Genomic DNA, 24,437 nt, shown 5'->3' with positions numbered 1-24,437 from the left:
CCATTCGGTTGCCTGTTACTATTAAATTAAGAAAGTATCGTTAGATTAACTTTCTAATCCATGTACGCAGCGTAAAAGCGTACTTTCGGCGCTATTTAAATGCTTTTCCATACTCATAATTGCACCGGCATTGTTATGGGTGATCAAATTGTTTAATAAATCTATATGTTCGTCGATTGCAATGGTAAATCGTTCAAACTCTCCGTTTTTATCCCACTGGTAGTGGTAGTGACAAACAAATGAAACGATATCGAAAAATTGTTTAGTAAAACGGTTTTTAGTACAGCTTTGAATTATAAAGTGTAAATCTCTATCTAAGTGTGGAAATTCTTTATAGCGACTCTCCATATCAGACCTTACTTCTTGATGTTTATTAAGAAGATCTTTTAACTCCGCCCAAACAGGGTGCTCTTTCGGCAACTTTAATAGTTCAGTAATCGCTTTCATTTCAACCATTTCTCTGAATGAAATCAACTCTCTGGCAAATTCCTCGTCAAAGGTAACCATTACCCAACGACCACGAGGAATTTTTTCAATCAGCCCATAATTTGAGAATTTGATTAAAAATTCGCGAACAGTAATGGTCGTACATCCGGAATTTTTCGCTAAACTTAGTTCTGAAAACCTATCACCAGGTAATAATTGACCAGTATTAATCAAATTTAAAAAGTACTTTTCTATTTGTTCATCTTTGGTTGAGTTTTTATTTTCAATATCGAAATAGTCTTTTGCAATTGGTTGACGCAATACTACTTTATTAGGACCGTCTCTTTTAACTATTCCTGTATCACAAAGATGCTCAACACATGATCTCACCGTGGTTCGACTGATACCTAATAATCGGGTTAACTCGATATCGTTAGGCATAACATTTTGCCCATCTGTCGAATCCACAATTAATTTAAGCATACTATTAATTGATTTTTTAAATAGGTAAGTCTTATCGCTCACAGTTACATCCTTACAGTAGTACTTGAATGGTAAATTAATATTGAAAAGGTTTTATTATAATTAATATGCCTCAGAAATTAGACATTAAATTTATATTTAAAATAAACACTATTCTTTAAGATGAAATAATACACTTAATTCACTGAAAATAAAAATTATCTTCAAGAACATACACTTCAACGAGCATGTTAATGACGGCTGACTATAGATGTTAAAATTTTCGTTTGCTTTTGTTAGTAAACAACAGCGTAGGAGTTATCAAAGGAGATGATTTAAAGAAAAATTAAATCAACTTTTTTAGAAAAATGTTTAGTAGATTTGATACGTTCATTCGTCTAGTAAAATAAGGATATTAAAAATACAAAATTAAATTAATAAATCACACGAAGTTAAGTATTGAGCAACCATAGGAAAGTCTCATGGTTGATAGCAGTATTAACACTATGGGAAGAGTAGAAGTTTTAGAACAACATACTCGTGATTAAAATAATAATACTAATAAAAAAATACTCAGGAAATGCATTAATGAATTTGAAGACTTCATTACTAATGTGGATAACTCTAACTGTAGGTATTACAGCCTGTAGTGAGGCCCCAATTAGTGCCAAAGAAAGTAGAACTGTAGTCGAAATCAAGGCTATTCTGCAGCGCGATTGCATAACTAGTATGTATGGCAAGATTTAATTATGAAATGTTTTCAAATTCACTATAAGCTATATTGATCAAACTCTTCAAAAGTATTATAGAATTTAGCAAAGTATGAAAATAATTAAAGATAGAAACATCCGATGGGGAATCATTGGGCTGGGCAGTATTGCCCATAAATTTGCTAGCGACCTTATCAAGGTTACGGGTAGTGAGCTTTATGCCGTAGCGTCACGTTCAGCGGATAAAGCACAAGCTTTTTCGAATCAATATAATGCAAGTATTGCCTATAGCAGTTACGAGCAGTTGGTCAAAGACGAACAAGTTGATGCCATTTATATTGCCACCCCGCATGCTTTACACCAAGACAATACCTTATTATGTTTAGAGCATGGCAAAGCGGTTTTATGTGAAAAACCGTTTGCCATGGATAGCCAGCAAGTAAACACTATGATTGCTTGTGCACAAAAACATAATACGTTATTGATGGAGGCGCTATGGACTTATTTTCTACCACACTATCAATTTGTATTGAGAGAGTTGGCCAATAAAACCTATGGCAACATTGTAAAACTGGAAGCAAATTTTGGTTTTTTTCGTGAGTTTGATGATAATTCTCGGCTATTCAATAAAGCCTTAGGTGGGGGCAGCCTTTTAGATATTGGTATTTATCCAATATTTACCGCGCTATCAACACTTGGCAAACCGAAAAGCATAACGGCACAGGCAAGTTATTTTGATAATGGCGCTGACTCTTCCTGCTCAATGAGTTTTGAGTATGAGCGAGCAACTGCAACCCTAGAAAGTACTTTATTAGACGACACGTCAAATAAAGCGATATTTTATTGTGAAACCGGCACTATCAAAATCAATAAGGGCTTTCATGGACTTACAACCGTTACGATTTTCGCTAATAACGATGAAGAGGTGTTTGATTTTGGCTATCAAGATCACGGTTACAACCTACATGGCTACAAATACGAAATAGAGCACTTTAATGAGTTATTAAGGCAAGGTAAAACCGAAAGCGACATTATGAGCTTTGAGTTTAGCCGAGTACTGATTAATACTCTCGACGACGTTAGACGTTTGATTGGGTTAAATTACTAAGTTTAACCGTTACTTTAGCCCTCAATTTAACCCATACCCTAGCCAATGTTTTGGCTAGGGTCCCGTTCTGAACACTGCCTTCATTAATGCACTTTTATGGAGCATTATCCCTCCAAATGAACATAGCATCTAAACAAACCATTTCTAACTAGTTGTTTAATATGAATAAAAATTTTGGCGTAATAGTTGCAACTGCACTGTTAAAACCATTGAAATAAATAATCAGTTAGGAATAGATATGTTGGTTAAGCAAAAAGTTGTCGTTGTTGGAAACGGCATGGTAGGTCACCATTTGGTGGAGCAATTACAAGCTCAATCGGACAATACAGAAGTTACGGTTTTATCAGCAGAACCTCGTCTTGCATACGATAGGGTGCATTTGTCAGAGTTTTTCTCTGGTAAAACTGCAGATGACTTATCAATGACAAATCCTGAGCAATATGAAGCATGGGGTGTTGATTTTAGAACCAATGCTAAAGTCGTTAACATTGATAAAGTAAACAAACAGGTTGTTACTGAAACCGGCGAAGTATTTAGTTACGACAAGCTAGTCCTAGCAACTGGTTCATACCCTTTTGTGCCACCAATCCCAGGCAAAGATAGAGATCATTGTTTAGTTTATCGCACGATTGATGATTTACATGCTATTTCTAAAAGCGCTGAAACTAGTAAAGTAGGTGTTGTCATTGGTGGTGGATTGCTTGGTTTAGAAGCAGCTAATGCGCTGAAAGAGCTCGGTTTAGAAACTCATGTGGTTGAATTTGCCCCACAACTTATGGGTGTGCAAGTTGATGCTGGTGGCGGAGCTGTGCTGCGCAACAAGATTGAAGAACTTGGCGTGCAGGTGCATACATCAAAAGCTACTAATGTCATTGAAGATGGTGAACAGTGTCGTTATAAGCTGTGTTTTAGTGACGACACAGTTTTAGAAACCGACTTAATTCTGTTTTCTGCAGGTATCCGTCCTTATGATAATTTAGCCCGTGAATTTGATTTAGAAATTGGCGAACGCGGCGGTATTACCATCAACAACCAATGTCAAACATCCGATGCCAACATATACGCGATTGGTGAGTGTGCTTTATGGAATAACTTTATCTTTGGTTTGGTCGCTCCAGGCTATGCAATGGCCAAAGTTGCCGCAAAACATATCTGCGGTGAAATGGATTCATTTACTGGTGCGGACATGAGTACCAAGTTAAAACTAATGGGCGTTGAAGTTGGTTCAATCGGGGATGCACATGGTAAAACTCCTGGAAGCCTTGCATATACTTATGACGATCAACCTGAAGGGGTATACAAGAAAATTGTCGTTAGCAGCGATAAAACGAAATTGCTTGGTGCCGTTTTAGTCGGTGATACCAGTAACTACGACAGCTTATTGCAATATATGCTAAATGGTATTGAATTACCGGAATCGCCAGAAAGTTTGATACTGCCAAGTGTTGATGGTGCAGTAACGTTAGGTGCGAGTGCGCTTCCAGATACTGCGACAATATGTTCGTGTCTAAACGTAACCAAAAAAGATATTGTCGACGCTGTAGACCAAGGTTGTACGGAACTTGCTCAAGTTAAAAGTTGTACTAAAGCAAGTACAGGTTGTGGCGGCTGTGCGGCGCTATTGAAAGACGTTTTTGAGAATGAGCTTGAAACTCGTGGTGTTGAGGTGAAAAAGGATATTTGTGAACATTTTGCTTATTCAAGAAAAGAATTATTCGACCTGATCAAAGTTGAACAGATAAAGACTTTTGACGAACTAATCGAAAAGCATGGACAAGGCTTAGGCTGTGAAATTTGTAAACCAACCACTGCGTCAATTCTAGCTTCTATCTACAATGACTATATTTTAGAAAAGCTACATTTACCGCTGCAAGATTCAAATGATAATTTCTTAGCTAACCTTCAAAAAGACGGTACTTACTCAGTAGTACCGCGTATCGCTGGTGGCGAAATTACACCTGATAAGCTTATTGTCATAGGTGAAGTTGCAAAGAAATATAACCTTTATACCAAAATAACCGGCGGCCAACGTATTGATATGTTTGGCGCTCGAGTCGAACAACTACCACCAATTTGGCAAGAATTAATTGATGCAGGATTTGAAACCGGTCATGCCTACGGTAAATCTGTACGTACAGTTAAATCATGTGTAGGACAAACATGGTGTCGTTTCGGTGTTCAAGATTCACTCGATATGGCTTTAGAAGTTGAAAATCGTTACAAGGGTATTCGTTCACCGCATAAGCTTAAATTTGCGGTATCCGGTTGTACTCGAGAATGTGCAGAAGCACAAAGTAAAGACATCGGCATCATTGCGACAGAAAACGGTTGGAACCTTTATGTCTGTGGTAATGGTGGCATGCGACCACGTCATGCAGACTTGTTTGCTACCGATTTGGATTCGGAAACTTTGATTAAATACATCGACAGAATCCTGGTTTTCTATATAAAAACTGCTGATAGATTACAAAGAACTTCTGTTTGGATGGAAAGTTTGGAAGGCGGTCTTGATTACTTAAAGCAAGTAGTTATCGACGATTCACTCAATATCTGCGAAGAAATGGAAGCTCAAATGGCCGCACTTGTTGGTCGATATCAATGTGAATGGAAAACAACATTAGAAGATCCAATTGCAATGCAACGATTTAAATCATTCGTTAATAGCGACGAAAGTGATGACAATATCGTCTTTGTGGAAGAGCGTGAACAAATTCGTCCAGTTCGAGAAGAAGAGAGAATTGCGATAGTAGTTGAGCCATAAACTGGCTCACTAATGTTAGATATTAAGTTCCAATGTAAAGTTAAAGATAAGGAAAACTCATGAGTAATGTAGAAAAGCAATGGGTAGAAGTATGTGAGCAAGATGCACTAGTTAAAGACGCTGGCGTATGTGCATTAGTGAAAGACCAACAAGTAGCAATTTTTCATTTAGAACGCAGTGAAGAAAAATTGTTTGCTGTGTCAAATTATTGCCCGATTGGTAAAGCAAATGTTATTTCTCGCGGTATCGTAGGTAGTGTCGCTAATGAACCAGTGATCGCATCGCCATTGTACAAACAGCAGTTCTCTTTAAAAAGTGGCCGTTGTTTGCAACAAGAAGATGCTTTGTTGAAAACTTATCCGGTGCGTTTAGAAAACGGCCAAGTACAGATCTTAGCATAGAGTAGGTTATGTCGATTAGTAGTAATGCCCAAGTCGCTTTTAAAGCAGAAAGAAAGCAAACCAGCTGCGCTTATTGTGGTGTTGGTTGTGGGTTGGATATTGAAATTCATAATGATAGCCCTGTAAAGCTTCAGGGCACTACATCACACCCTGCCAATCAAGGAAGAGTCTGTGTCAAAGGAAATAGTTTGCTCGACACGATTGCTACCAAAGGGCGTTTACTACAACCTGAAATAAATCAACAACCAGTAAGCTGGGATGAAGCGACTGAACATGTCGCTAGCAAATTCAATGATATTATTGACCAGCATGGTAAAGATGCGGTCGCGTTTTATGTTTCAGGACAGCTACTAACCGAAGATTATTACCTGGCTAACAAACTGATGAAGGGCTATATAGGTAGCGCTAACATAGATACCAACTCACGTTTGTGTATGTCTTCTGCCGTGTCTAGCTATAAAAGAGCATTCGGTGAAGATGTTGTACCCTGTGAATATCAAGATTTAGAAAAAGCCGATGTGATATTTTTTGTTGGCTCAAATGCTGCTTGGACTCATCCGGTATTATTTCAGCGCATGCAGGCCGCTAAAATCCAAAATCCAAAACTGCAATTTGTTGCACTTGATCCGAGAAAAACAGCGACAACCGAGCTCGCAGATATTCATCTACAGCTTGCACCGGGTAGTGATGCTGGTTTTTACAATGGATTACTAAAATATTTGAATGAAAGCGACGCAATTGACCAGCAATACATCGAAGATTCAACCAATGGTTTTAATGATGCTTTAACACAGGCAAATTATTGGACCTTGGATAAGGTTAGCGAATTTTGTCAGTTAGACCCGTTTGACATTGAACAGGCCTATCGTCTTTTTGCTGATCATAAAAATGTGATTAGCTTTTATTCAATGGGTATTAACCAATCGAACTCTGGTACGGATAAATGTAATTCTATTATCAATTGCCATTTGGCATCGGGCAAAATTGGCAAGTCCGGTGCAGGCCCATTTTCGATTACCGGACAACCTAATGCAATGGGCGGGCGAGAGGTTGGCGCTTTATGTAATCAATTAACTGCTCATTTGGAAGTGGAAAATAAAGAACATCAAGGGATAGTTCAATCTTATTGGCAGTCACCAACAATTGCGACTCAAGTGGGAACAAGTGCTACTGAAATTATTGAGAATATCGAGCAGGGTACTATCAAAGCAATCTGGATTATGGCGACTAACCCCGTTGTTAGTCTTCCCGATAGAGAGCGAGTAATTGCAGCATTAAACAAGTGTGAATTGGTTGTTGTCTCTGATTGTGTAGAGAAAAACGACACACTTGAGTATGCGAACGTTAAGCTACCTGCAACTACATGGCTTGAAAAAGATGGTACCGTCACTAATTCTGAACGAGTAATCTCTCGTCAAAGAGGAATGATAGATGCTCCTGGACAAGCAAAAAATGATTGGCAAATAATCTCTGAAGTCGCTAGTAAAATGGGCTTTAAAGGTTTTGATTACCAACATCCATATCAAATATTTGCTGAGTTTTGTGAGTTAACTGGCATTGCAAGTAAAGGCGAACGTCTACTTGATATTTCACCGTTAAAGCCAAACAGCAAACAGCAATTCGATACCATGATGCCGACTCGTTGGCCAATTAGTGATAGCGGTTCATCATCCTCTGCTTCGCAACTACATCACCGACCTTTTGCTAATGGCAGGTTTTCTACTAAAAGCAGAAAAGCGAATTTTATTGCCATAACTCCGGTATTGCCACAATTAGAAACGGCGCCTAAGTTTCCATTTGTGCTCAACACTGGCCGTATACGTGATCAATGGCATTCAATGACGAGAACCTCAACTGCGACTCATTTGAACCAACACATTAGCGTACCGAAATTATCGATTAATACTATTGATGGCAAAAGATTGAATATCAAAGCTAATGACTGGATCAAAGCGAAGTCATCCGTAGGTGAAGTGATGGTAGAAGCCGATTTAAGTGAAGACGTTAAGCCAGGCCAGTGTTTCATGCCAATACACTGGAATCAACAATTTGCTTCTGATGCTAATGTGAGTAACTTGTTCCCAAGTGTTGTAGATCCAGTTTCTAAGCAGCCACAGTTAAAACAGGTGAGAGTGGCAATTGAAAAGATTGATGTTAGATTTCTGACTAAAATTGAAGTTAAAAATGAGTACGCACAGCGCATTGACGTATCTGGGTTAAGTTTATATGGAAAAGCTTTATATCGAAAAACTTTATATCAACATTGCCAAAGTTACTTAGTAGCAGAAACAGAGCATGAGCGGTCAAACAATAATGCTGAAACAATCGTTCTTGAATCTACTCTAAAGCAATTAAAGTCTATGCTAGGGCAAGAAGTTCAATGGTTAAGCTTACTCGCGGCTAATGATGGTATCGGCAGGTTTGTTGGCTCAATAGACGGCACACTAGCGGTTATAGTTGAATGTTTTGATCTGAATAATGTTGATAGCATTAAAAGTGACAAGCCGATCTTTCCGGAAACCAATGTCGGTTGGTTGGAGCACGTGTTTGAACAACCGCAATTATCACAACAGCATAAAGTCGCAATATTGAAATCGGAACCGGCAGCTGAGTTTCTTAAAGGGAAACAAATTTGTAGTTGTTTTAATGTCCACCAAACGGAAATAGAAGACGCGATTATGAGTGGTTCAGACAATCTAGAAAAGCTTGCTGTTACATTAAAATGCGGTAGCGGCTGTGGTAGTTGCAAAACCGACCTAACTCAAATGATCAAAGATCATAAAACTCAGTTAAGCGGTCACTCATCTAAAACCATTCTGCCTGAAAATATCATCACAATGGGTGGTTGCTAATGTCTTTATTAAACTTTTTTCATAGCGACCGAGCTATGCCACAAACGGTGCCAATGCTTAAAAATATGTTTAAATATGCGCTTAACCATGTGTTTAAAAAAACATCGCTGAGGCAAAAAGATAATCATAACCAATCGATAATCTCTTTCAAATATTGGCGCAAAAAACTCACTAATCGCAATAGTAATTCGGCTATAAAAACAACCGATAAAAATGGCCAAGTGTATCTCATCGGTGGTGGATGTGGAGATGCAGAATTACTTACGATGAAAGCTTACCGAATGTTACAAAAAGCCGATATTATTATGGTTGATTGGTTGGTAAATCCGGATATTTATGAATTCTTTCCAAAGCATGCACAAGTTGAATTCGTTGGTAAAAAGTGTGGCAAACACAGTATGCATCAGGATGATATTTGTAACGTTATGCTTGCCTATGCGCAAGCTGGAAACACAGTGGTGCGCCTAAAAGGTGGTGATCCGAGCATCTTTGGTCGCCTTGCCGAAGAAACCGATATATTACAAAAGCATGGTATTGAGTTTGCGGTTGTACCTGGTATTACCGCGGCAACAGGATGTGCGGCCTATTCTGGTATTCCTTTAACTCATCGAGATTGCGCTCAATCAGTTCGTTTTATAACAGCATCTCTAAAAGATAAAGGAGACGAAGTAAAATGGAAGTCGATTGCTAACGAACAAGACACTTTAGTATTTTACATGGGTTTAAGTAAAGTTTCGCAGATTAGCTCAAGATTAATCCAATACGGTATGCGTAGCGATTTGCCAATAGCGATTATCGACCAAGGCACATTAAACAAACAACAAGTTGTCTGTGCCACATTAGCAACAATCGAACAGGAAAAATTGAAGTATGACTTAACCGGGCCTGCAATTATTATTGTTGGTGAAGTAGTAAATAAAAGGCAGCAGGTTGAATTGAATTTATTAGCTCATCAAAATTGCTCGACAGAATTAACCGCGGCGTAGTTATATACTTGAAAATCAGTCAAAAAGATTACCTTATGTAGACTAATGTCTAATGCTAGAGAATCCCTTATAAAATAGGTAGTTTCGAAGGTTTTTTTCAAACCTTGTAACTAAACCTTATTATTCTGTAACAATAGGCTTTAAATAGACTTACTTTATCTATATAATCACCGCAAAATTATAACCAGTTAGTGTAATTACTCAAAACCTTTGTTTACGTGCTTATTGTATACATACATAGTTGAGCAGCTACATTGACTCCATTTCAAAAAAGCAATTGGGAAACACCATGAATTTACATGAGTACCAAGCGAAGCAATTATTCGCTAAATATGGTTTACCAGTTTCTGAAGGTTTCGCTTGCGATACACCTCAAGAAGCTGCTGAAGCTGCCGATAAAATTGGCGGCGATATGTGGGTTGTTAAAACTCAGGTTCACGCAGGTGGTCGCGGTAAGGCTGGCGGTGTTAAGCTAGTTAAAACTAAAGAAGAAATTAAAGAATTCGCTCAAAACTGGTTAGGTAAGAACTTAGTTACTTATCAAACAGATGAGAACGGCCAACCAGTATCAAAGATTTTAGTTGAATCTTGTACTGATATTGCTGAAGAACTTTACTTAGGCGCTGTTGTAGACCGTGCTTCTCGCAAGGTTGTATTCATGGCTTCTACTGAAGGTGGTGTTGAAATCGAAACAGTTGCTGAAGAAACTCCAGAGTTAATTCACAAAGCAGAAATAGATCCACTAGTAGGCCCACAAGCATACCAAGCTCGTGAATTAGGTTTCAAACTTGGTTTAAACCCTGTTCAAATGAAGCAATTTGTTAAGATCTTCATGGGTCTTGCAAACATGTTCAACGATTACGATTTCGCTTTATTAGAAATCAACCCACTAGTTATTACTGACGAAGGCAATTTACACTGTCTTGACGGTAAAATTGGTGTAGATGGTAACGCGTTATACCGTCAGCCTAAAATCCGTGAAATGCACGATCCATCTCAAGAAGATGAGCGCGAAGCGCACGCTGCACAATGGGAATTAAACTACGTTGCTCTAGACGGTAACGTTGGTTGTATGGTTAACGGTGCTGGCCTTGCAATGGGTACAATGGATATCGTTAACTTACACGGCGGTAAGCCAGCTAACTTCCTAGATGTAGGTGGTGGCGCAACTAAAGAACGTGTTGCTGAAGCATTTAAGATCATCTTATCTGATGATAATGTAAGCGCAGTTCTAGTTAACATCTTTGGTGGTATCGTTCGTTGTGACATGATCGCTGAAGGTATTATCGCTGCTGTTAAAGAAGTAGGTGTAACTGTTCCAGTTGTTGTACGTTTAGAAGGTACTAACGCTGAAGCTGGTCGCGAAGTATTAGCAAGCTCTGATGTTAACATCATCGCTGCTGAGTCATTAACTGATGCTGCACAAAAAGTTGTTGCTGCTGCGGAGACTAAATAATGTCTGTATTAATTAATAAAGATACTAAAGTAATCTGTCAGGGTTTCACTGGCGGTCAAGGTACATTCCACTCTGAGCAAGCAATTGCTTACGGTACACAAATGGTTGGTGGTGTTTCACCAGGCAAGGGTGGTCAAGAACATTTAGGTTTACCTGTATTCAACACAGTGCGTGAAGCAGTAGAAGCGACTGGTGCAACTGCAACAGTTATCTACGTACCAGCACCTTTCTGTAAAGATGCAATTTTAGAAGCTATCGATGCTGGTATCGAGTTAATCGTTACTATCACAGAAGGTATCCCTACATTAGACATGGTTGATGTGAAAGTTAAACTTGAACAAACAGGCGTTCGCATGATTGGTCCTAACTGTCCAGGTGTTATCACTCCAGGTGAAACTAAAATTGGTATCATGCCAGGTCACATTCACTTGCCAGGTAAAGTAGGTATCGTTTCTCGCTCTGGTACTCTTACGTACGAAGCAGTTAAACAAACTACTGACGCTGGTTTCGGCCAATCTACTTGTGTAGGTATTGGTGGTGACCCAATCCCAGGTACTAACTTCATCGACGTTCTAGAAATGTTCGAAAAAGACGAGCAAACTGAAGCAATCGTAATGATTGGTGAAATTGGTGGTACTGCTGAAGAAGAAGCTGCAGAATACATCAAAGCTAACGTTTCTAAGCCTGTTGTATCTTACATTGCTGGTGTTACTGCACCAGAAGGTAAGCGTATGGGTCACGCTGGCGCTATCATCGCTGGTGGTAAAGGTACTGCTGACGAGAAGTTCGCTGCTCTAGAAGCTGCTGGTGTTAAGACTGTACGTTCTCTTGCTGAGATCGGTAACGCTCTTAAAGAAAAAACAGGTTGGTAATAGCTGTTTAGCTAATCAATCTAAAGAAGGTCGCTTATATAGCGGCCTTTTTTATTCGCCTTTTAAAAGGTACTGCTGACGGCTAATGTAAAGACCGGCTACTCTAGAAGCTGCAGGTGTTAAGCGCTCCCTTATTACCATCCCTAGTTCGGGAGCATAAGCACACCCTTGTGAAAAACTGTACGTTCTCTTGCTGAGATCGGTAACGTTGTTAGAGCAAATCTGAGTGCAAGATTATATAAGTCAAATACTTAAGTCTAATAGACTGACAAACCCTCGTTTATTGCATAGTGCAAGTTTATGAACTATTTTACCTAATCGGGTCTACAATGAAGATTCTATCGAACGCTCTTATAAACGTCTAATAACAAAAGTAATATCTTGCAGGAGATTTAAATGAAAATTCTTTTATCCGTCGCTTTTTTAGTTGCTGTGTCGTCCATCAATTTACATGCTGCTGAAAAAGACAAAGATGGTTTAATGAACGATAAATTGTTTGCAAGTATGAAGTTGCGCAATATTGGCCCTGCTTATATGGCGGGGCGTATTGCAGACATTGAAGTGGATTCAAAAGATCCCTCAACATGGTATGTAGCTGTAGGCTCTGGTGGGGTATGGAAGACAGACAACGGCGGAATTACTTTTAACCCTATATTTGACTCTGAAACTGTTTATTCAACCGGCGATGTCACCATAGACCCAAGTAACTCAAATATTATTTGGGTTGGTACAGGGGAAAATAATGGTGGCAGACATTTGAGCTTCGGCGATGGTGTTTATCGCTCTCTTGATGGCGGTAACACATGGAAAAACATGGGCTTGAAAGAGTCTGAGCATATTTCTGATATTATTATCCATCCAACTGACTCTAATACTGTTTGGGTGTCTTCCCAAGGACCATTATGGTCTAAAGGGGGACAGCGAGGACTATTTAAAACGACTGACGGCGGTCAGACTTGGAAAAATGTGTTAAAAATAGACGAATGGACTGGTGTTACTTCCTTAGTCATTGACTCACGAAATCCAGATAAACTTTATGCGGCTACTTGGCAACGTCAAAGAACCTTACCAGCCTATGTTGGCACGGGCAAAGGCTCAGCCATTCATACCACTGACGATGGCGGTAAAACATGGCGTAAGCTCAGTGAAGGCCTACCTACTACTGATATGGGTAAAATCGGCTTGGCTATTTCAGCTATTAATCCAGATGTAGTGTATGCAGCGATTGAATTAAATCAACGCAAAGGTGGTTTCTATCGTTCAGCGAATCAAGGTGCAAGTTGGACAAAAATGTCTGATGCCGTAGGAGGTGGAACAGGCCCTCACTATTACCAAGAAATCTTTGCTGATCCTCATCGATTCGATCGTGTCTACATGGCCAGTAACTATACCCAATATAGTGATAATGGCGGAAAAAGTTGGACGCCTATGAATGTTAAGAACAAGCATGTTGATGATCATGCGATCGCATTTCATCCTACCAATAAAGACTTCATGTTAGTGGGCAGCGATGGTGGTATTTATGAAACACGAGACGGTATGGACAAATGGCGCTTTCTAGCTAATATGCCAATAACACAGTTTTATAAAATAGCGGTGGATGATAGCCTGCCATTTTACTATGTGTACGGTGGTACTCAAGATAATTCTTCCCAAGGAGGCCCATCGCGCACTACAAAGGCACATGGAATAAAAAACAATGACTGGTTTTTAATTCTTGATTGGGATGGTCATCAGCCCGCGACTGAACCAGGAAACCCAGACGTCGTTTACGGTCAGCGTCAGCAAGGAAATCTTGCACGATTTCACCGACAAACTGGTGAGTATGTATCTATACAACCTCAAGAAAAGCCAGGTGAGCCAGCCGAGCGCTATAATTGGGATGCACCAATTTTAGTATCTGCTCACGATCCTAAGCGTTTATATCATGCTTCTCAACGAGTATGGCGTTCTGATGATCGCGGCAATAGTTGGCAGGCGATTTCAGCGGATTTGACTAAAAATCAAAACAGAATGCATATGCCTGTAATGGATCGAACTTGGTCTGTTAACTCTGGTTTTGATTTATTAGCCATGTCTAATTTTAATACTATCGCTAATATTGCTGAGTCGCCGCTAGACGAAAACATTTTGTATGCAGCTACCGACGACGGCTTGATTCAAGTAACTTCTGATGGCGGTAAAAAATGGAACACTTATGAAATTGATGATATACGAGGCATACCATCAACCGCGTATATAAATGATATCCGTGCTGATTTATTTGACAAAGATACTGTGTATGCTGCGCTTGATAATCATAAGTTCGGAGACTATAAACCTTATCTGATTAAAAGCACTAATCGAGGAAAATCCTGGAAATCTATCGCTTCCAACTTACCTGATAAGCACTTGGTTTGGCGCATAGTGCAAGATCATGTTAATCAAAATTTACTCTTTATTGGTACTGAGTTTGGTTTGTTTTTTACTGTTGATGGCGGTAAACAATGGGTTGAACTAACAGGAGACGTGCCGACAATATCGTTTAGAGATGTTCAAATTCAACGTAGAGAAAATGATCTTGTGGCAGGTAGTTTCGGGCGCGGAATTTATATACTAGATGACTACTCTCCATTGCGAACAATTACTAAGGAGAGTTTAGAAAAAGAAGCGTTATTATTTACCTCTCGTGATGCGCTTTGGTACATTCCAGAAAAGTTGCATACCGACTCAAATGGCGATTTTGAGTACCGAGCTGATAACCCAGAATTTGGCGCTACGTTCACTTATTACTTGCGCGATGGTATTAAATCGTTAAAAGATATTAGAGAAGAAAAAGAGAAGAAGGCGCTAGAAAAAGATAAATTCCCTCTTTATCCTAAATGGGAAACTATTGAAACTGAATTGAGAGAATCTGAGCCCAGTGTGTATCTGATTATAAAAGATGCTAAGGGTAAAGTTGTACGGAAGGTACATGCGGAAGCTAAACAAGGGCTTCATAGAGTAACTTGGGATTTACGGATGCCTTCAGCTAATGCGCTTGGCACTGGCCCTAGTTTCTTTGGTGATGTTGGGCCACTAGTCGCCCCAGGTACATATACGGCGCTGTTATATTCGACTGCAAATGGCATAACACGCAAATTGGCAGAATCCGTCAACTTTAACGTCAAACCGCTATTTGAGGAAATAGTACCAGGTGGCGTTACACCGCAGCAGCGTACTACCTCATTGCTAGAGGTTGAAAACCTTAGGCGAAATGTATCTATGGCAAGCGGACAAGTCGATGACTTAATGTCTAAGTTAGGGTCGTTCCGAATAGCGCTTGATCGATCATTTTCGCCTACCTCTGAACTAGAAACCAAGTATGAAGAACTTCGACAAGCAGTATTTGCGGCGCAAGAAGCTCTTCATGGAAAAACAGCAAGTAGTGGCATGGGGTCAACACCAGCGACTATTTCGAGTAGGCTATTTATGATTGAATTTGCTAGAGCAAACACATGGGGCCTTACCGCAACTCAAAAAGAGCAGATGATTATTGTGCAAGATGCTCTCAATGTATTGTTGCCAAGAATAAACAATTTAATGAGACAAGAATTTCCTGCTTATAAACAATCTTTACTTGATGCTGGCGCGCCATGGATGCCAGAGGGCTTAATGAAAGAAATGTCAGACGAGCCGGTTGAAATAGACTAATCGATATGTATAAGTTGTGTGAATAATGGAAGTTGTTACGTATCACCGGGCAAGGTCACTAAATAATATGAAAGTTATTTGTATTTAACACAATTTGTGATGCAGTAGAAATTACTGGTGTAGTTGTTGCTTTGGTTTATCTTACCAGTCTAAAGAAGGTCGTTTTAATAACGGCCTTTTTTATTGCCTCATTGAAATTACTGCTTATGACTAATGCCAAGAACGACCGAAAAATATCAATAAAGGTCGCTGTCATCCCAGCTGTTTTTTGAAGTAGCTCCCAGAACTTATACACTTTGTTAAACTGCTTTTAAGCCTTGTTAAAACTTGAAATCATTGAAACTAAATAATTACCACGGATAACGGTGTGTTTTACAAGTTACGTTAGTTATTAATTTTTTGTCTATACTGATAAAAATTGTCTGAAAATTAGTATGGAAATCATCTATGAAAATACTTGCATTAATCTCTATGTTGGCAGGGGGAGCTTTAACGTTAATCTCCAGCTTTTCATTGGCTGAAGAAGCCAATGTAAAAAGATCTGATTCTGATCCTACAATTCGTTCTTGGGGAAAAGAATATCCTGAGTATATCGAGATGTATATGCAAATGAAGGATACGACCAAACCCACTGAATATGGTGGCAATGTTCCATACAGTAAATTGATCCGCTTTCCACAATTAACAGAATTATGGGCGGGCTATGCTTTTGCGTTAGATTTTAATGAAGAGCGTGGTCATTATTATAGCCAAATAGATCAATACGAAACTAAACGAAATGATAAAGAATTTTTAAATTCTCATGGTTTAAAGAAATTTAACGGACAGCCAGGTGCCTGCATGAATTGTCATAGTGGTTGGGTGCCAGAACTTGTTAGAGAAATGGGGTGGGAAAAATTCAATAAAACTCCGTACTGGGATACCGTAGCAAAACTTAAAAAGGAGCATGGAGAGGGAATTCATGGTGCTGAAATGGGTAGTACATGTGCTGATTGCCACACACCCGATGACATGAGTTTACGAGTAACTCGACCTGCTTATATCAATGCAATGGTACAACGAGGATATGAAGCGGATAACAAACTTGGTTTAAAGGCAACACAAAAAGAGATGAGAAACCATGTATGTCAGCAGTGCCATGTAGAATACTATTTTAAAGGTCCTAATAAAGTACTCACTTTTCCTTGGGCAAACTGGCCAAAAGATAGACCGTTAAATATCGAAATGATTGAACAATACTATGACAATGAAAGAGCAAAAGAGGGTGGTTTTCAGGGGGATTGGATACATCAAACAACTAAAGCTTCGATGTTGAAAATGCAACACCCAGAAGCTGAAATGACCTCTAGTGGTCGTCATACTAAAGATGGTGTTAGCTGTGTTGACTGTCATATGCCATTAATTGAGAAAGATGGTGAACAAGTTACTGATCATAATTTAGATTCACCACTTAACGATATTATTGCCTGTAAATCTTGTCACGAAAACGAATCTGAAATTAGAAAAATGGTTCAAGATACACAACGATTCACTGCCAAAGAAATGGCTAAGGCTGAAAATGCAATTTTAGCCTTGATCGATGATATAGAAAAAGTAAGACATGAAATGGCCGATTTGGATAAATTTAGTTCGATCAAAGATAAACAAAAGCGTCAAGATGCAATATCTGAAGGAATCCAACCGGCACTAGAAATGCACCGTCGCGCAAGTATGAGGTGGGACTTTGTTGGCGCGGAAAATTCGACAGGGATCCATAGCCCACGAGAAGCATGGCGAATACTGGGTGACGCTGAAAAGTTGGCAAGAGAGGGCCAACAACTGTTAAAAGAGTCTGCGAGCAACTTTGGAATTCAGATCAGATTAACGAATAAAGGAGCGATTCCAACTGCACCAGAAGTAATAAACCCGGGCAACATTGTTGGCTCAATGCCTCCGATGACAACTATTCAAGCCGATGATCAGTGTTTATTACCATAATAGAAAAATATAATGCTGTTTATTTAGCTCCATAAAATAGACAGAATAAAGAATAGCCAAAGGCTATCAATAGAATAATTAATCAAGGATTTTTCAATGAAAACTTGGATCCCAGTAAAAGAATTTAGTTTAACAAACCGTATCGTTCATCATGTTTCAGCCGTGGCGTTTATTATTGCTCTTGGTTTAATGATATATGACCAATATTATGGCTCTTCTGATGCAATGTTTTTACATCAGTCGTTTGGTATGGTTGCTTTTTTCTTATATTTTGGTCGTATAGTGCTGATGTCGTGGTTTGGTAAACCAGAAGCATTAGGCACTCAGTTTGAAAAATTTATCGCTCATATGGCTCATATGGCACTCTATGGTATTTTATTGTTTATGCCGCTCACTGGCTTATTGATTAATTTATCGAGAGCTAAAGAAACTGTAATTTTTGGTCTATTTACTATACCCGGGTTTGAGGAGCGCAATATGGGCATGTATACCATGGCTTTAGATGCGCATTCGTTCTTAGAATACGTTTGTTATCTTTTACTAGCAGCGCACATTGGCGCATCATTCTTTCATCATTATATTTTAAAAGATGAAACGTTAAAAAGAATGTGGGGAAAAATGGATTAAACTTTGAAACTATTTAAGGCCGGAACACTTGAATAAAAAAAGGATTTTGCTTTGGCAAAATCCTTTTTCGGTTTTAACGCTTATTAAAGTAGGGCGTTTTAGTAACCTTCGTTATGAACAGCACTTACCGCACGACCAGAAGGATCGGCCATATTTTTAAATGCTTCATCCCATTCTAGTGCTTTTTCAGTAGAACAAGCGACTGACTTACCACCAGGTACACACTCAGCTGCGCTAGCAAGCGGGAAGTGCTCTTCAAATATAGTACGGTAGAAATAAGCTTCTTTTGTATCAGGCGTGTTGTGAGGGAACTTAAATTTAGCATTTGCTAATTGTTCATCACTGACTTGTGTTTCAACTAATTCTTTTAAACTATCAATCCAGTTATAACCTACGCCATCACTAAATTGTTCTTTTTGACGCCAAAGGATCTCTTTTGGTAAGTAGCCTTCAAATGCCGAACGTAGAACGTGCTTTTCAATTTTACCGTCTTTACACATCTTGTCTTCAGGGTCGATGCGCATAGCAACATCCATAAAGTCTTTATCAAGGAACGGTACGCGTGCTTCAATTCCCCAAGCAGACATAGACTTGTTTGCTCGTAAACAATCAAACATATGAAGTTTATCAAGCTTACGAACTAACTCTTCATGGAATTCTTGTGCGTTTGGCGCTTTGTGGAAATACAAATAGCCACCAAATATCTCATCAGCACCTTCACCTGAAAGTACCATTTTAATGCCCATAGCTTTAATCTTACGAGCCATTAGACACATAGGCGTAGAAGCACGAATCGTTGTCACATCGTAGGTTTCAATATGATAAATGACTTCTTTAAGAGCATCGATACCGTCTTGTACTGTAAACGTGATACTGTGGTGAATCGTACCAATGCTATCAGCAACTTTTTGCGCAGCTTCTAGATCTGGAGAGCCTTCAAGACCACAAGCAAACGAGTGAACTTTTGGCCACCAAGCATCAGTCAAACCATTTTCTTCAACGCGACGTGCCGCAAATTTCTGCGTAATAGACGAAATTAACGATGAGTCTAATCCTCCTGATAACAATACGCCATAAGGTACGTCTGTCATTAAGTGACTCTTTACTGAACTTTCTAGTGAAGAGCGAAGCTCATCAATATCGGTGCTGTTATCTTTGATCGCGTCAAATTCTTGCCAGTCACGTTTGTAATACTGCTTAATTTGACCTTCTTTACTTGATAAATAATGCCCTGGAGGAAATTCGCTAACGGTTTTACAAATTGGCATTAATGCTTTCATTTCTGAGGCAACAAAAAAGTTACCGTGTTCATCATGGCCCATATATAGTGGAATAATTCCCATATGGTCACGAGCGATAAGGTAAGAGTTGTCTTCGTTGTTATATAACGCGAATGCAAACATGCCTTGTAATTTATCAACGAAGCTGTCACCAAACTCTTCATATAAAGGTAAAATCACCTCACAATCAGATTTAGTTTGAAATTGATAATCAACATTTAATTTGGCTTCAAGTTGCTTGTGATTGTAGATTTCACCATTTACCGCTAACACATGATTTCGATTTTGATTATATAAAGGTTGTGCGCCGTGTTCGGTATCTACAATTGCAAGGCGCTCGTGCACCAAAATTGCGTTGTCATTACTATATACGCCTGACCAATCTGGTCCTCGGTGGCGTAATAAACGAGATAACTGAATTGCCTCTTCGCGCAGAGCGCTGGCATCAGTCTTTATATCAAAGATACAAAAAATTGAACACATACTGCTTCCTTTACATAATCATAATCGAAATCATTTTTACCTTATAAATCAGCCTACATGCTTTTTTTGTTTAGGCTAAAGATAAAAAAAGACGGACACCAAGTGATGTCCGTCTTTGAGAATCTTATATTTGATTGTAAAAATCAATAGCGAAATAGTCTAAATTAGAATAAATATTCGAATTTATTATCAATTGACCGTTTTTAGTACTTTTTCTTACTTTTTAGGGCGTTGAAATTCACTAGATTTTGACCATTGTGGCCATTCGTCTGAGTCTGCAATTTGAAACATAGTATCAAAAATTACACGTACATCATCGATTGCACCTTTAAGGTCCCAATTAGGATTGTATTCATCACAAACTTGGTGGTAACAACGGCGTACTTCTGGTTGAACTTTCGCTTTGTATGCTGCTACTTCATCATTTAATGGTATCGCACCACCACCAATGTACAGTGCAGGTACGCCAACTTTCGCAAAGTTAAAGTGGTCACTGCGGTAGTAACTACCGGCAGAAGGATTTGGCTCAGTCACTAAATTACGGTTTTGTTTTTTAGCCGCAACTTCTAGGAAATCTTCAATAGTAGATTTACCTTTACCTTTTACCGCCAAATCTTGAGTCTGACCTAAGATGTTCAAACTGTCCATGTTAAAAGCCGCAACTGATTTTTCAAGCGGGTAAATTGGGTTTTGAGCATAATACTTAGACCCTAATAAACCTTGCTCTTCAGCCGTAGTAGCAATAACAGTAACAGAGCGTTTAGGTGCTTCATCTAATGAACCTAATGCATATGCTAATTCAATAATACCGGCTATACCCGTTGCGTTATCGTGGGCGCCATTGTAAATTTTATCATCTGCTAACGCGTCATCCATACCCATGTGATCCCAGTGACCAGTTAGTAACACATGTTCATCTTTTGTTTCGCTACCTTCTAACGTCGCAACAAAGTTATAAGAAGTAGAGCGTTTAATTTTGCTTTCTACCGCTGCAGTGGCTTTAAGGCCAAGAGATTTGTTTATTGGACCTTGCATTGCTTTACGCTTGTAAGTTTTAAAATCTAAACCAGCTTGAGCAAAAAGATCTATAGTACTTTCTAGTGTTAACCAACCTTCAAGTTGTACACGGTCTTTATTGCCATCTTCACGATATAAAGCGTACTGTGGTCCAGTCCAGCCGTTTGTTACGACCGACCAACCGTAAGAAGCAGGTTTCGTTTCATGAACGATAATTGCAGCAGCTGCGCCTTGACGACTCGCTTCTTCATATTTATAAGTCCAACGGCCGTAATAGGTCATTGCCGTACCAGTGAATAAACTAGGAATTTGAGATTCAAAACCTGGATCGTTTACCAGCATAACAACAGTCTTACCTTTTACATCGATACCTTCGTAATCATTCCACTTGTATTCTGGTGCATTTATGCCATAGCCAACGAATACGATTTCTGAATCTTTAATCGCTTCAAGTTCACTTACTCGAGAGGAGCCAAGCACCATATCTTTAACGTAAGATAGGTTCTTAGTTTTACCGTTACCGGCAATAGTTAATACCGTATTATCGCCAGGAGTAATTTCGGTTAGTTCAACCGGTTGTAAAAAGCTACCATTATTACCTGGTTTAAAACCTGCTTGAGTAAATTCTTTAGCTAAATAATCTAATACCTTCTTTTCTCCAGCGGAAGTTGGCAGGCGACCTTCGAACTCGTCAGAAGAAATTGTTTTAATGTGTTGGTGCAGACGCTTTTCAGAGATGTTGTCGTAAGCTTGTTCAAATGTTTTTGCGCTTGAACTAAACGTTGTTAACGATAGCGCAGTTGCTGTAATAGCAAGTGCGAAAGAAGACATTATCTTCATCTTTGTATTTATCATAACTTTCATTTTGATTAGTAACTCATAGTGCTGTAAAGGCGGTTAATTTACCTGTTGTTGCAGGGAAAATAAAGTTTTGGGTTAAATAATGTTTAGCTTTAGATGTTAGAGGTTAAAAACGTGTAATAAATAGTCCGAATTGTTATTGATTTGTTGCAATTGCCTGTTAGGCTTATTTGATACCTACTTCATAATATTACTTGTAACATTATTTACGGTACATGTTTGGTTTTGAAGTTATTAAGTAGTTAACTTATAAAATATTGTTATACAAGGGATTTTGATGATATCAGTCGAAAAGCTAAGTAAGTCATTTGCATTAAAAGCACACGCCTCAGGTGAGCAAAAAAAGGACCCTAGGGAAGAAGGAAAGCAATTCCACGCATTAAAAGATGTAAGTTTTCATTGTGATAAAGGCGAAGTCTTAGGATTACTCGGCCCCAATGGTGCCGGTAAAACTACCACTTTGCGCATCCTATCTACCGCACTTAAACCAGACAGTGGCGCTATTATCGTGAATGATGTGGATGTGGTTCGTAATCCTTTAATGGCGAAGCAAAAAATTGGTTTTTTATCTGGAAAAACAGGATTGTATGGGCGATTAACCGCACGTGAAAACATTGAGTTTTTCGCAAAACTACATGGCGTTAGCGACAGCTATTTGAAAAATGATGCTGATAAAATCTATGAAAACTTAGCAATAACTAGTTACCTAGACCGAAGAGTGGAGCACTTATCCACCGGCATGCAACAAAAGATCTCTATCGCTAGAGCGGTTATCCACGAACCAGAAGTTTTGGTGCTTGATGAGCCTACGACCGGTTTAGATATTATGGCCACCGAAACCATAATGGAGTTTGTTCAAGACATCAAACAACAAGGAACAGCGGTAATTTTTTCCACACATCATCTCGATGAAATTGCTTTATTAGCAGATAGAGTTTCAGTAATAAATCAAGGAACGAGTTGCTTTGATGGCACCGTTGTCGATTTCCAAAAACATAGCCGTGAATTAGATTTACGCAAAGCATTTATGAATATTTTAAAGGGAGCAGATAGCGATGTGGCTAGTATTTATTAAAGAGTTAGTCGAGCTTTTGCGCGACAAAAAGACGTTGTTCTTTATTATCGCTCTGCCAATGGTTATTTTTCCTGTGGTTTTTGGAATATTAGGCGTACTTGGCACCAAAGCAGCGATTATCGAACAAGAAAAAGTGATTCGTTATGTCGTGATCAATCAAACAGCTGCAGCCGATTTTACCACAAAACTATTTTATCATAGTGATTTTAATGAAGTGAATGTTGATCTAACTGACGAGAGCAGCATTATTGACGCAATAGAAGCTGATAAAGTTGATTTGGTTATTAATATTGATCAAAATTTTAATGCGAACAATCAGACTAAAACATCAAAATGGAAAGTGTATTTTAATGGTGCAAGCGTTATAGGCGCTACTAAGTTTAAAGTAGATGAAGTAATTAATGAGTATATCGGCTCATTACAGCAACAAAAGCTAGACAATTTAGGTTTTAGTGAAGAACAAATAGCTGTATTTAACCAACCGATTGAGCTTGAAGAGATTGATACCGCTAATGAACGAGAAAGCTTTGGTGAAAAAATAGGTGGCCTTATTCCATATTTACTTATTCCATTGTGTTTAACCGGAGCAATGTATCCTGCAATTGATTTGGGCGCAGGTGAAAAGGAGCGGGGCACTATAGAAACGCTATTGTTAACTCCCGTTTCAAGGTTTGCATTAGTGATTGGGAAGTTTCTTTGCATAATGACAACTGCTGTGATGACCGCCCTAATAACTATATTTTCCATGGTATTCTGGTCTTTCATTATTGGCCAAATCTTGGATGTAAAAGCAGTGTCTGAAGTGCTCGCTTCGGTTGGCTGGATAGATTATGGTTTGATTGTTTTATTATTGCTGCCGGTTTCAGCAATATTTAGTGCAACGTTATTAGCAATATCTATTTACGCAAGTAGTTATAAAGAAGCACAAAATTACATGGGGCCAATGTCAATTTTTGTTATCTTTCCAGTGATCGTTGGCATGACTCCTGGTGTTTCGTTAAATACTATGTGGTCGATGATCCCAATTTCTAATGTTGCACTTGCGATTAAAGAGTTATTAAAAGGAACATTGGACTATAGCTTTCTTGTTCCAATCTTTGCGTCTACTGGAGTGTTTGCAATAATTTCAATTTGCTTCTGTGTGTACTGGTTTAACAAGGAGTCGGTACTATTTAGGTAAACTAGTTAATTACTGGGTTTGACTAGATAAATTACTAGACTTTGAGCGGCTTTAAACCGGCTAAACTAGCATAACCAATCATACCTTGTTTCACCCCGTATTCAGCGGGGTGAATTATTTCCAACAAAATTAAGGTTTTCTCTATAAATACGGCGGCATTCGTGTAAAAATACCGCCTTTATTATTTTAGGATGTTTACGCCTATCGACTAATTGCGTAAAACTATCCACA

15 protein-coding genes are annotated in these 24,437 nt (G+C 38.8%); 12 read left to right on the top strand and 3 right to left on the bottom strand.

The genetic code is table 11. The features are described 5' to 3' along the window. Window positions 1-45 precede the first annotated feature (45 nt). Window positions 46-951: a GntR family transcriptional regulator gene (locus LT090_RS09280; protein WP_226996459.1), complete on the bottom strand. Its 906-nt coding sequence runs from the start codon at window positions 949-951 to the stop codon at window positions 46-48. A gap of 759 nt (window positions 952-1,710) precedes the next feature. Between LT090_RS09280 and LT090_RS09275 the strand changes: the two genes are divergently transcribed. The 10 genes from LT090_RS09275 (at window position 1,711) to LT090_RS09230 (ending at window position 18,310) form a co-directional block, all read left to right on the top strand. Further along, window positions 1,711-2,706: a Gfo/Idh/MocA family protein gene (locus LT090_RS09275; RefSeq protein ID WP_068545529.1), complete on the top strand. Its 996-nt coding sequence runs from the start codon at window positions 1,711-1,713 to the stop codon at window positions 2,704-2,706. Between the two features lie 238 nt (window positions 2,707-2,944). Further along, on the top strand, window positions 2,945-5,467 hold the full coding sequence (gene nirB / locus LT090_RS09270; RefSeq protein ID WP_068545530.1) for a nitrite reductase large subunit NirB: 2,523 nt from the start codon (window positions 2,945-2,947) through the stop codon (window positions 5,465-5,467). A 59-nt stretch (window positions 5,468-5,526) separates the two neighbouring features. After that, window positions 5,527-5,868 carry a nitrite reductase small subunit NirD gene (gene nirD, locus LT090_RS09265; protein ID WP_068545531.1) on the top strand — a complete coding sequence of 114 codons (342 nt, stop codon included), beginning with the start codon at window positions 5,527-5,529 and terminating at the stop codon, window positions 5,866-5,868. A gap of 8 nt (window positions 5,869-5,876) precedes the next feature. Next, window positions 5,877-8,720 (top strand): nitrate reductase, encoded by a 2,844-nt coding sequence (locus tag LT090_RS09260; protein ID WP_068545532.1) that lies wholly within the window; start codon window positions 5,877-5,879, stop codon window positions 8,718-8,720. Next, the gene (cobA, locus tag LT090_RS09255; protein ID WP_068545533.1) at window positions 8,720-9,706 is read left to right on the top strand and encodes a uroporphyrinogen-III C-methyltransferase; all 987 of its coding nucleotides are present in this window, start codon (window positions 8,720-8,722) and stop codon (window positions 9,704-9,706) included. Before LT090_RS09260 ends, cobA begins: the two co-directional genes overlap by 1 nt. A gap of 289 nt (window positions 9,707-9,995) precedes the next feature. Next, window positions 9,996-11,162, top strand: coding sequence for an ADP-forming succinate--CoA ligase subunit beta (gene sucC, locus LT090_RS09250; protein ID WP_068545534.1), 1,167 nt, complete (start codon window positions 9,996-9,998; stop codon window positions 11,160-11,162). Next, window positions 11,162-12,034 (top strand): succinate--CoA ligase subunit alpha, encoded by an 873-nt coding sequence (sucD, locus tag LT090_RS09245; RefSeq protein ID WP_068545535.1) that lies wholly within the window; start codon window positions 11,162-11,164, stop codon window positions 12,032-12,034. Before sucC ends, sucD begins: the two co-directional genes overlap by 1 nt. A 396-nt stretch (window positions 12,035-12,430) precedes the next feature. Continuing rightward, the gene (locus LT090_RS09240; protein ID WP_068545536.1) at window positions 12,431-15,706 is read left to right on the top strand and encodes a VPS10 domain-containing protein; all 3,276 of its coding nucleotides are present in this window, start codon (window positions 12,431-12,433) and stop codon (window positions 15,704-15,706) included. Between the two features lie 447 nt (window positions 15,707-16,153). After that, window positions 16,154-17,683: an ammonia-forming cytochrome c nitrite reductase subunit c552 gene (locus LT090_RS09235; protein ID WP_068545537.1), complete on the top strand. Its 1,530-nt coding sequence runs from the start codon at window positions 16,154-16,156 to the stop codon at window positions 17,681-17,683. A gap of 96 nt (window positions 17,684-17,779) precedes the next feature. Then, window positions 17,780-18,310 carry a cytochrome b gene (locus tag LT090_RS09230; protein WP_068545538.1) on the top strand — a complete coding sequence of 177 codons (531 nt, stop codon included), beginning with the start codon at window positions 17,780-17,782 and terminating at the stop codon, window positions 18,308-18,310. A gap of 98 nt (window positions 18,311-18,408) precedes the next feature. Here the strand turns inward: LT090_RS09230 and asnB are convergent, their stop codons facing one another. Next, entirely contained in the window at window positions 18,409-20,073 is a 1,665-nt protein-coding gene (asnB, locus tag LT090_RS09225; protein WP_068545539.1) for an asparagine synthase B, read from the bottom strand. 216 nt (window positions 20,074-20,289) lie between these two features. Beyond that, entirely contained in the window at window positions 20,290-21,930 is a 1,641-nt protein-coding gene (locus tag LT090_RS09220) for a M28 family metallopeptidase (protein WP_068545586.1), read from the bottom strand. A gap of 298 nt (window positions 21,931-22,228) precedes the next feature. On the opposite strand from LT090_RS09220, the gene LT090_RS09215 reads away from it, so the two are divergent. Next, window positions 22,229-23,026: an ABC transporter ATP-binding protein gene (locus LT090_RS09215; RefSeq protein WP_068545540.1), complete on the top strand. Its 798-nt coding sequence runs from the start codon at window positions 22,229-22,231 to the stop codon at window positions 23,024-23,026. Continuing rightward, complete coding sequence (locus LT090_RS09210; RefSeq protein WP_068545541.1) at window positions 23,007-24,206, top strand: ABC transporter permease; 1,200 nt, start codon at window positions 23,007-23,009, stop codon at window positions 24,204-24,206. Before LT090_RS09215 ends, LT090_RS09210 begins: the two co-directional genes overlap by 20 nt. Window positions 24,207-24,437 lie beyond the last annotated feature (231 nt).

It is taken from the genome of Thalassotalea crassostreae (genome assembly GCF_001831495.1).
GTDB lineage: Bacteria > Pseudomonadota > Gammaproteobacteria > Enterobacterales > Alteromonadaceae > Thalassotalea_A > Thalassotalea_A crassostreae.
Note: the sequence above shows the minus strand (reverse complement) of the source record. Positions and strands in the feature narration are given on the sequence as shown.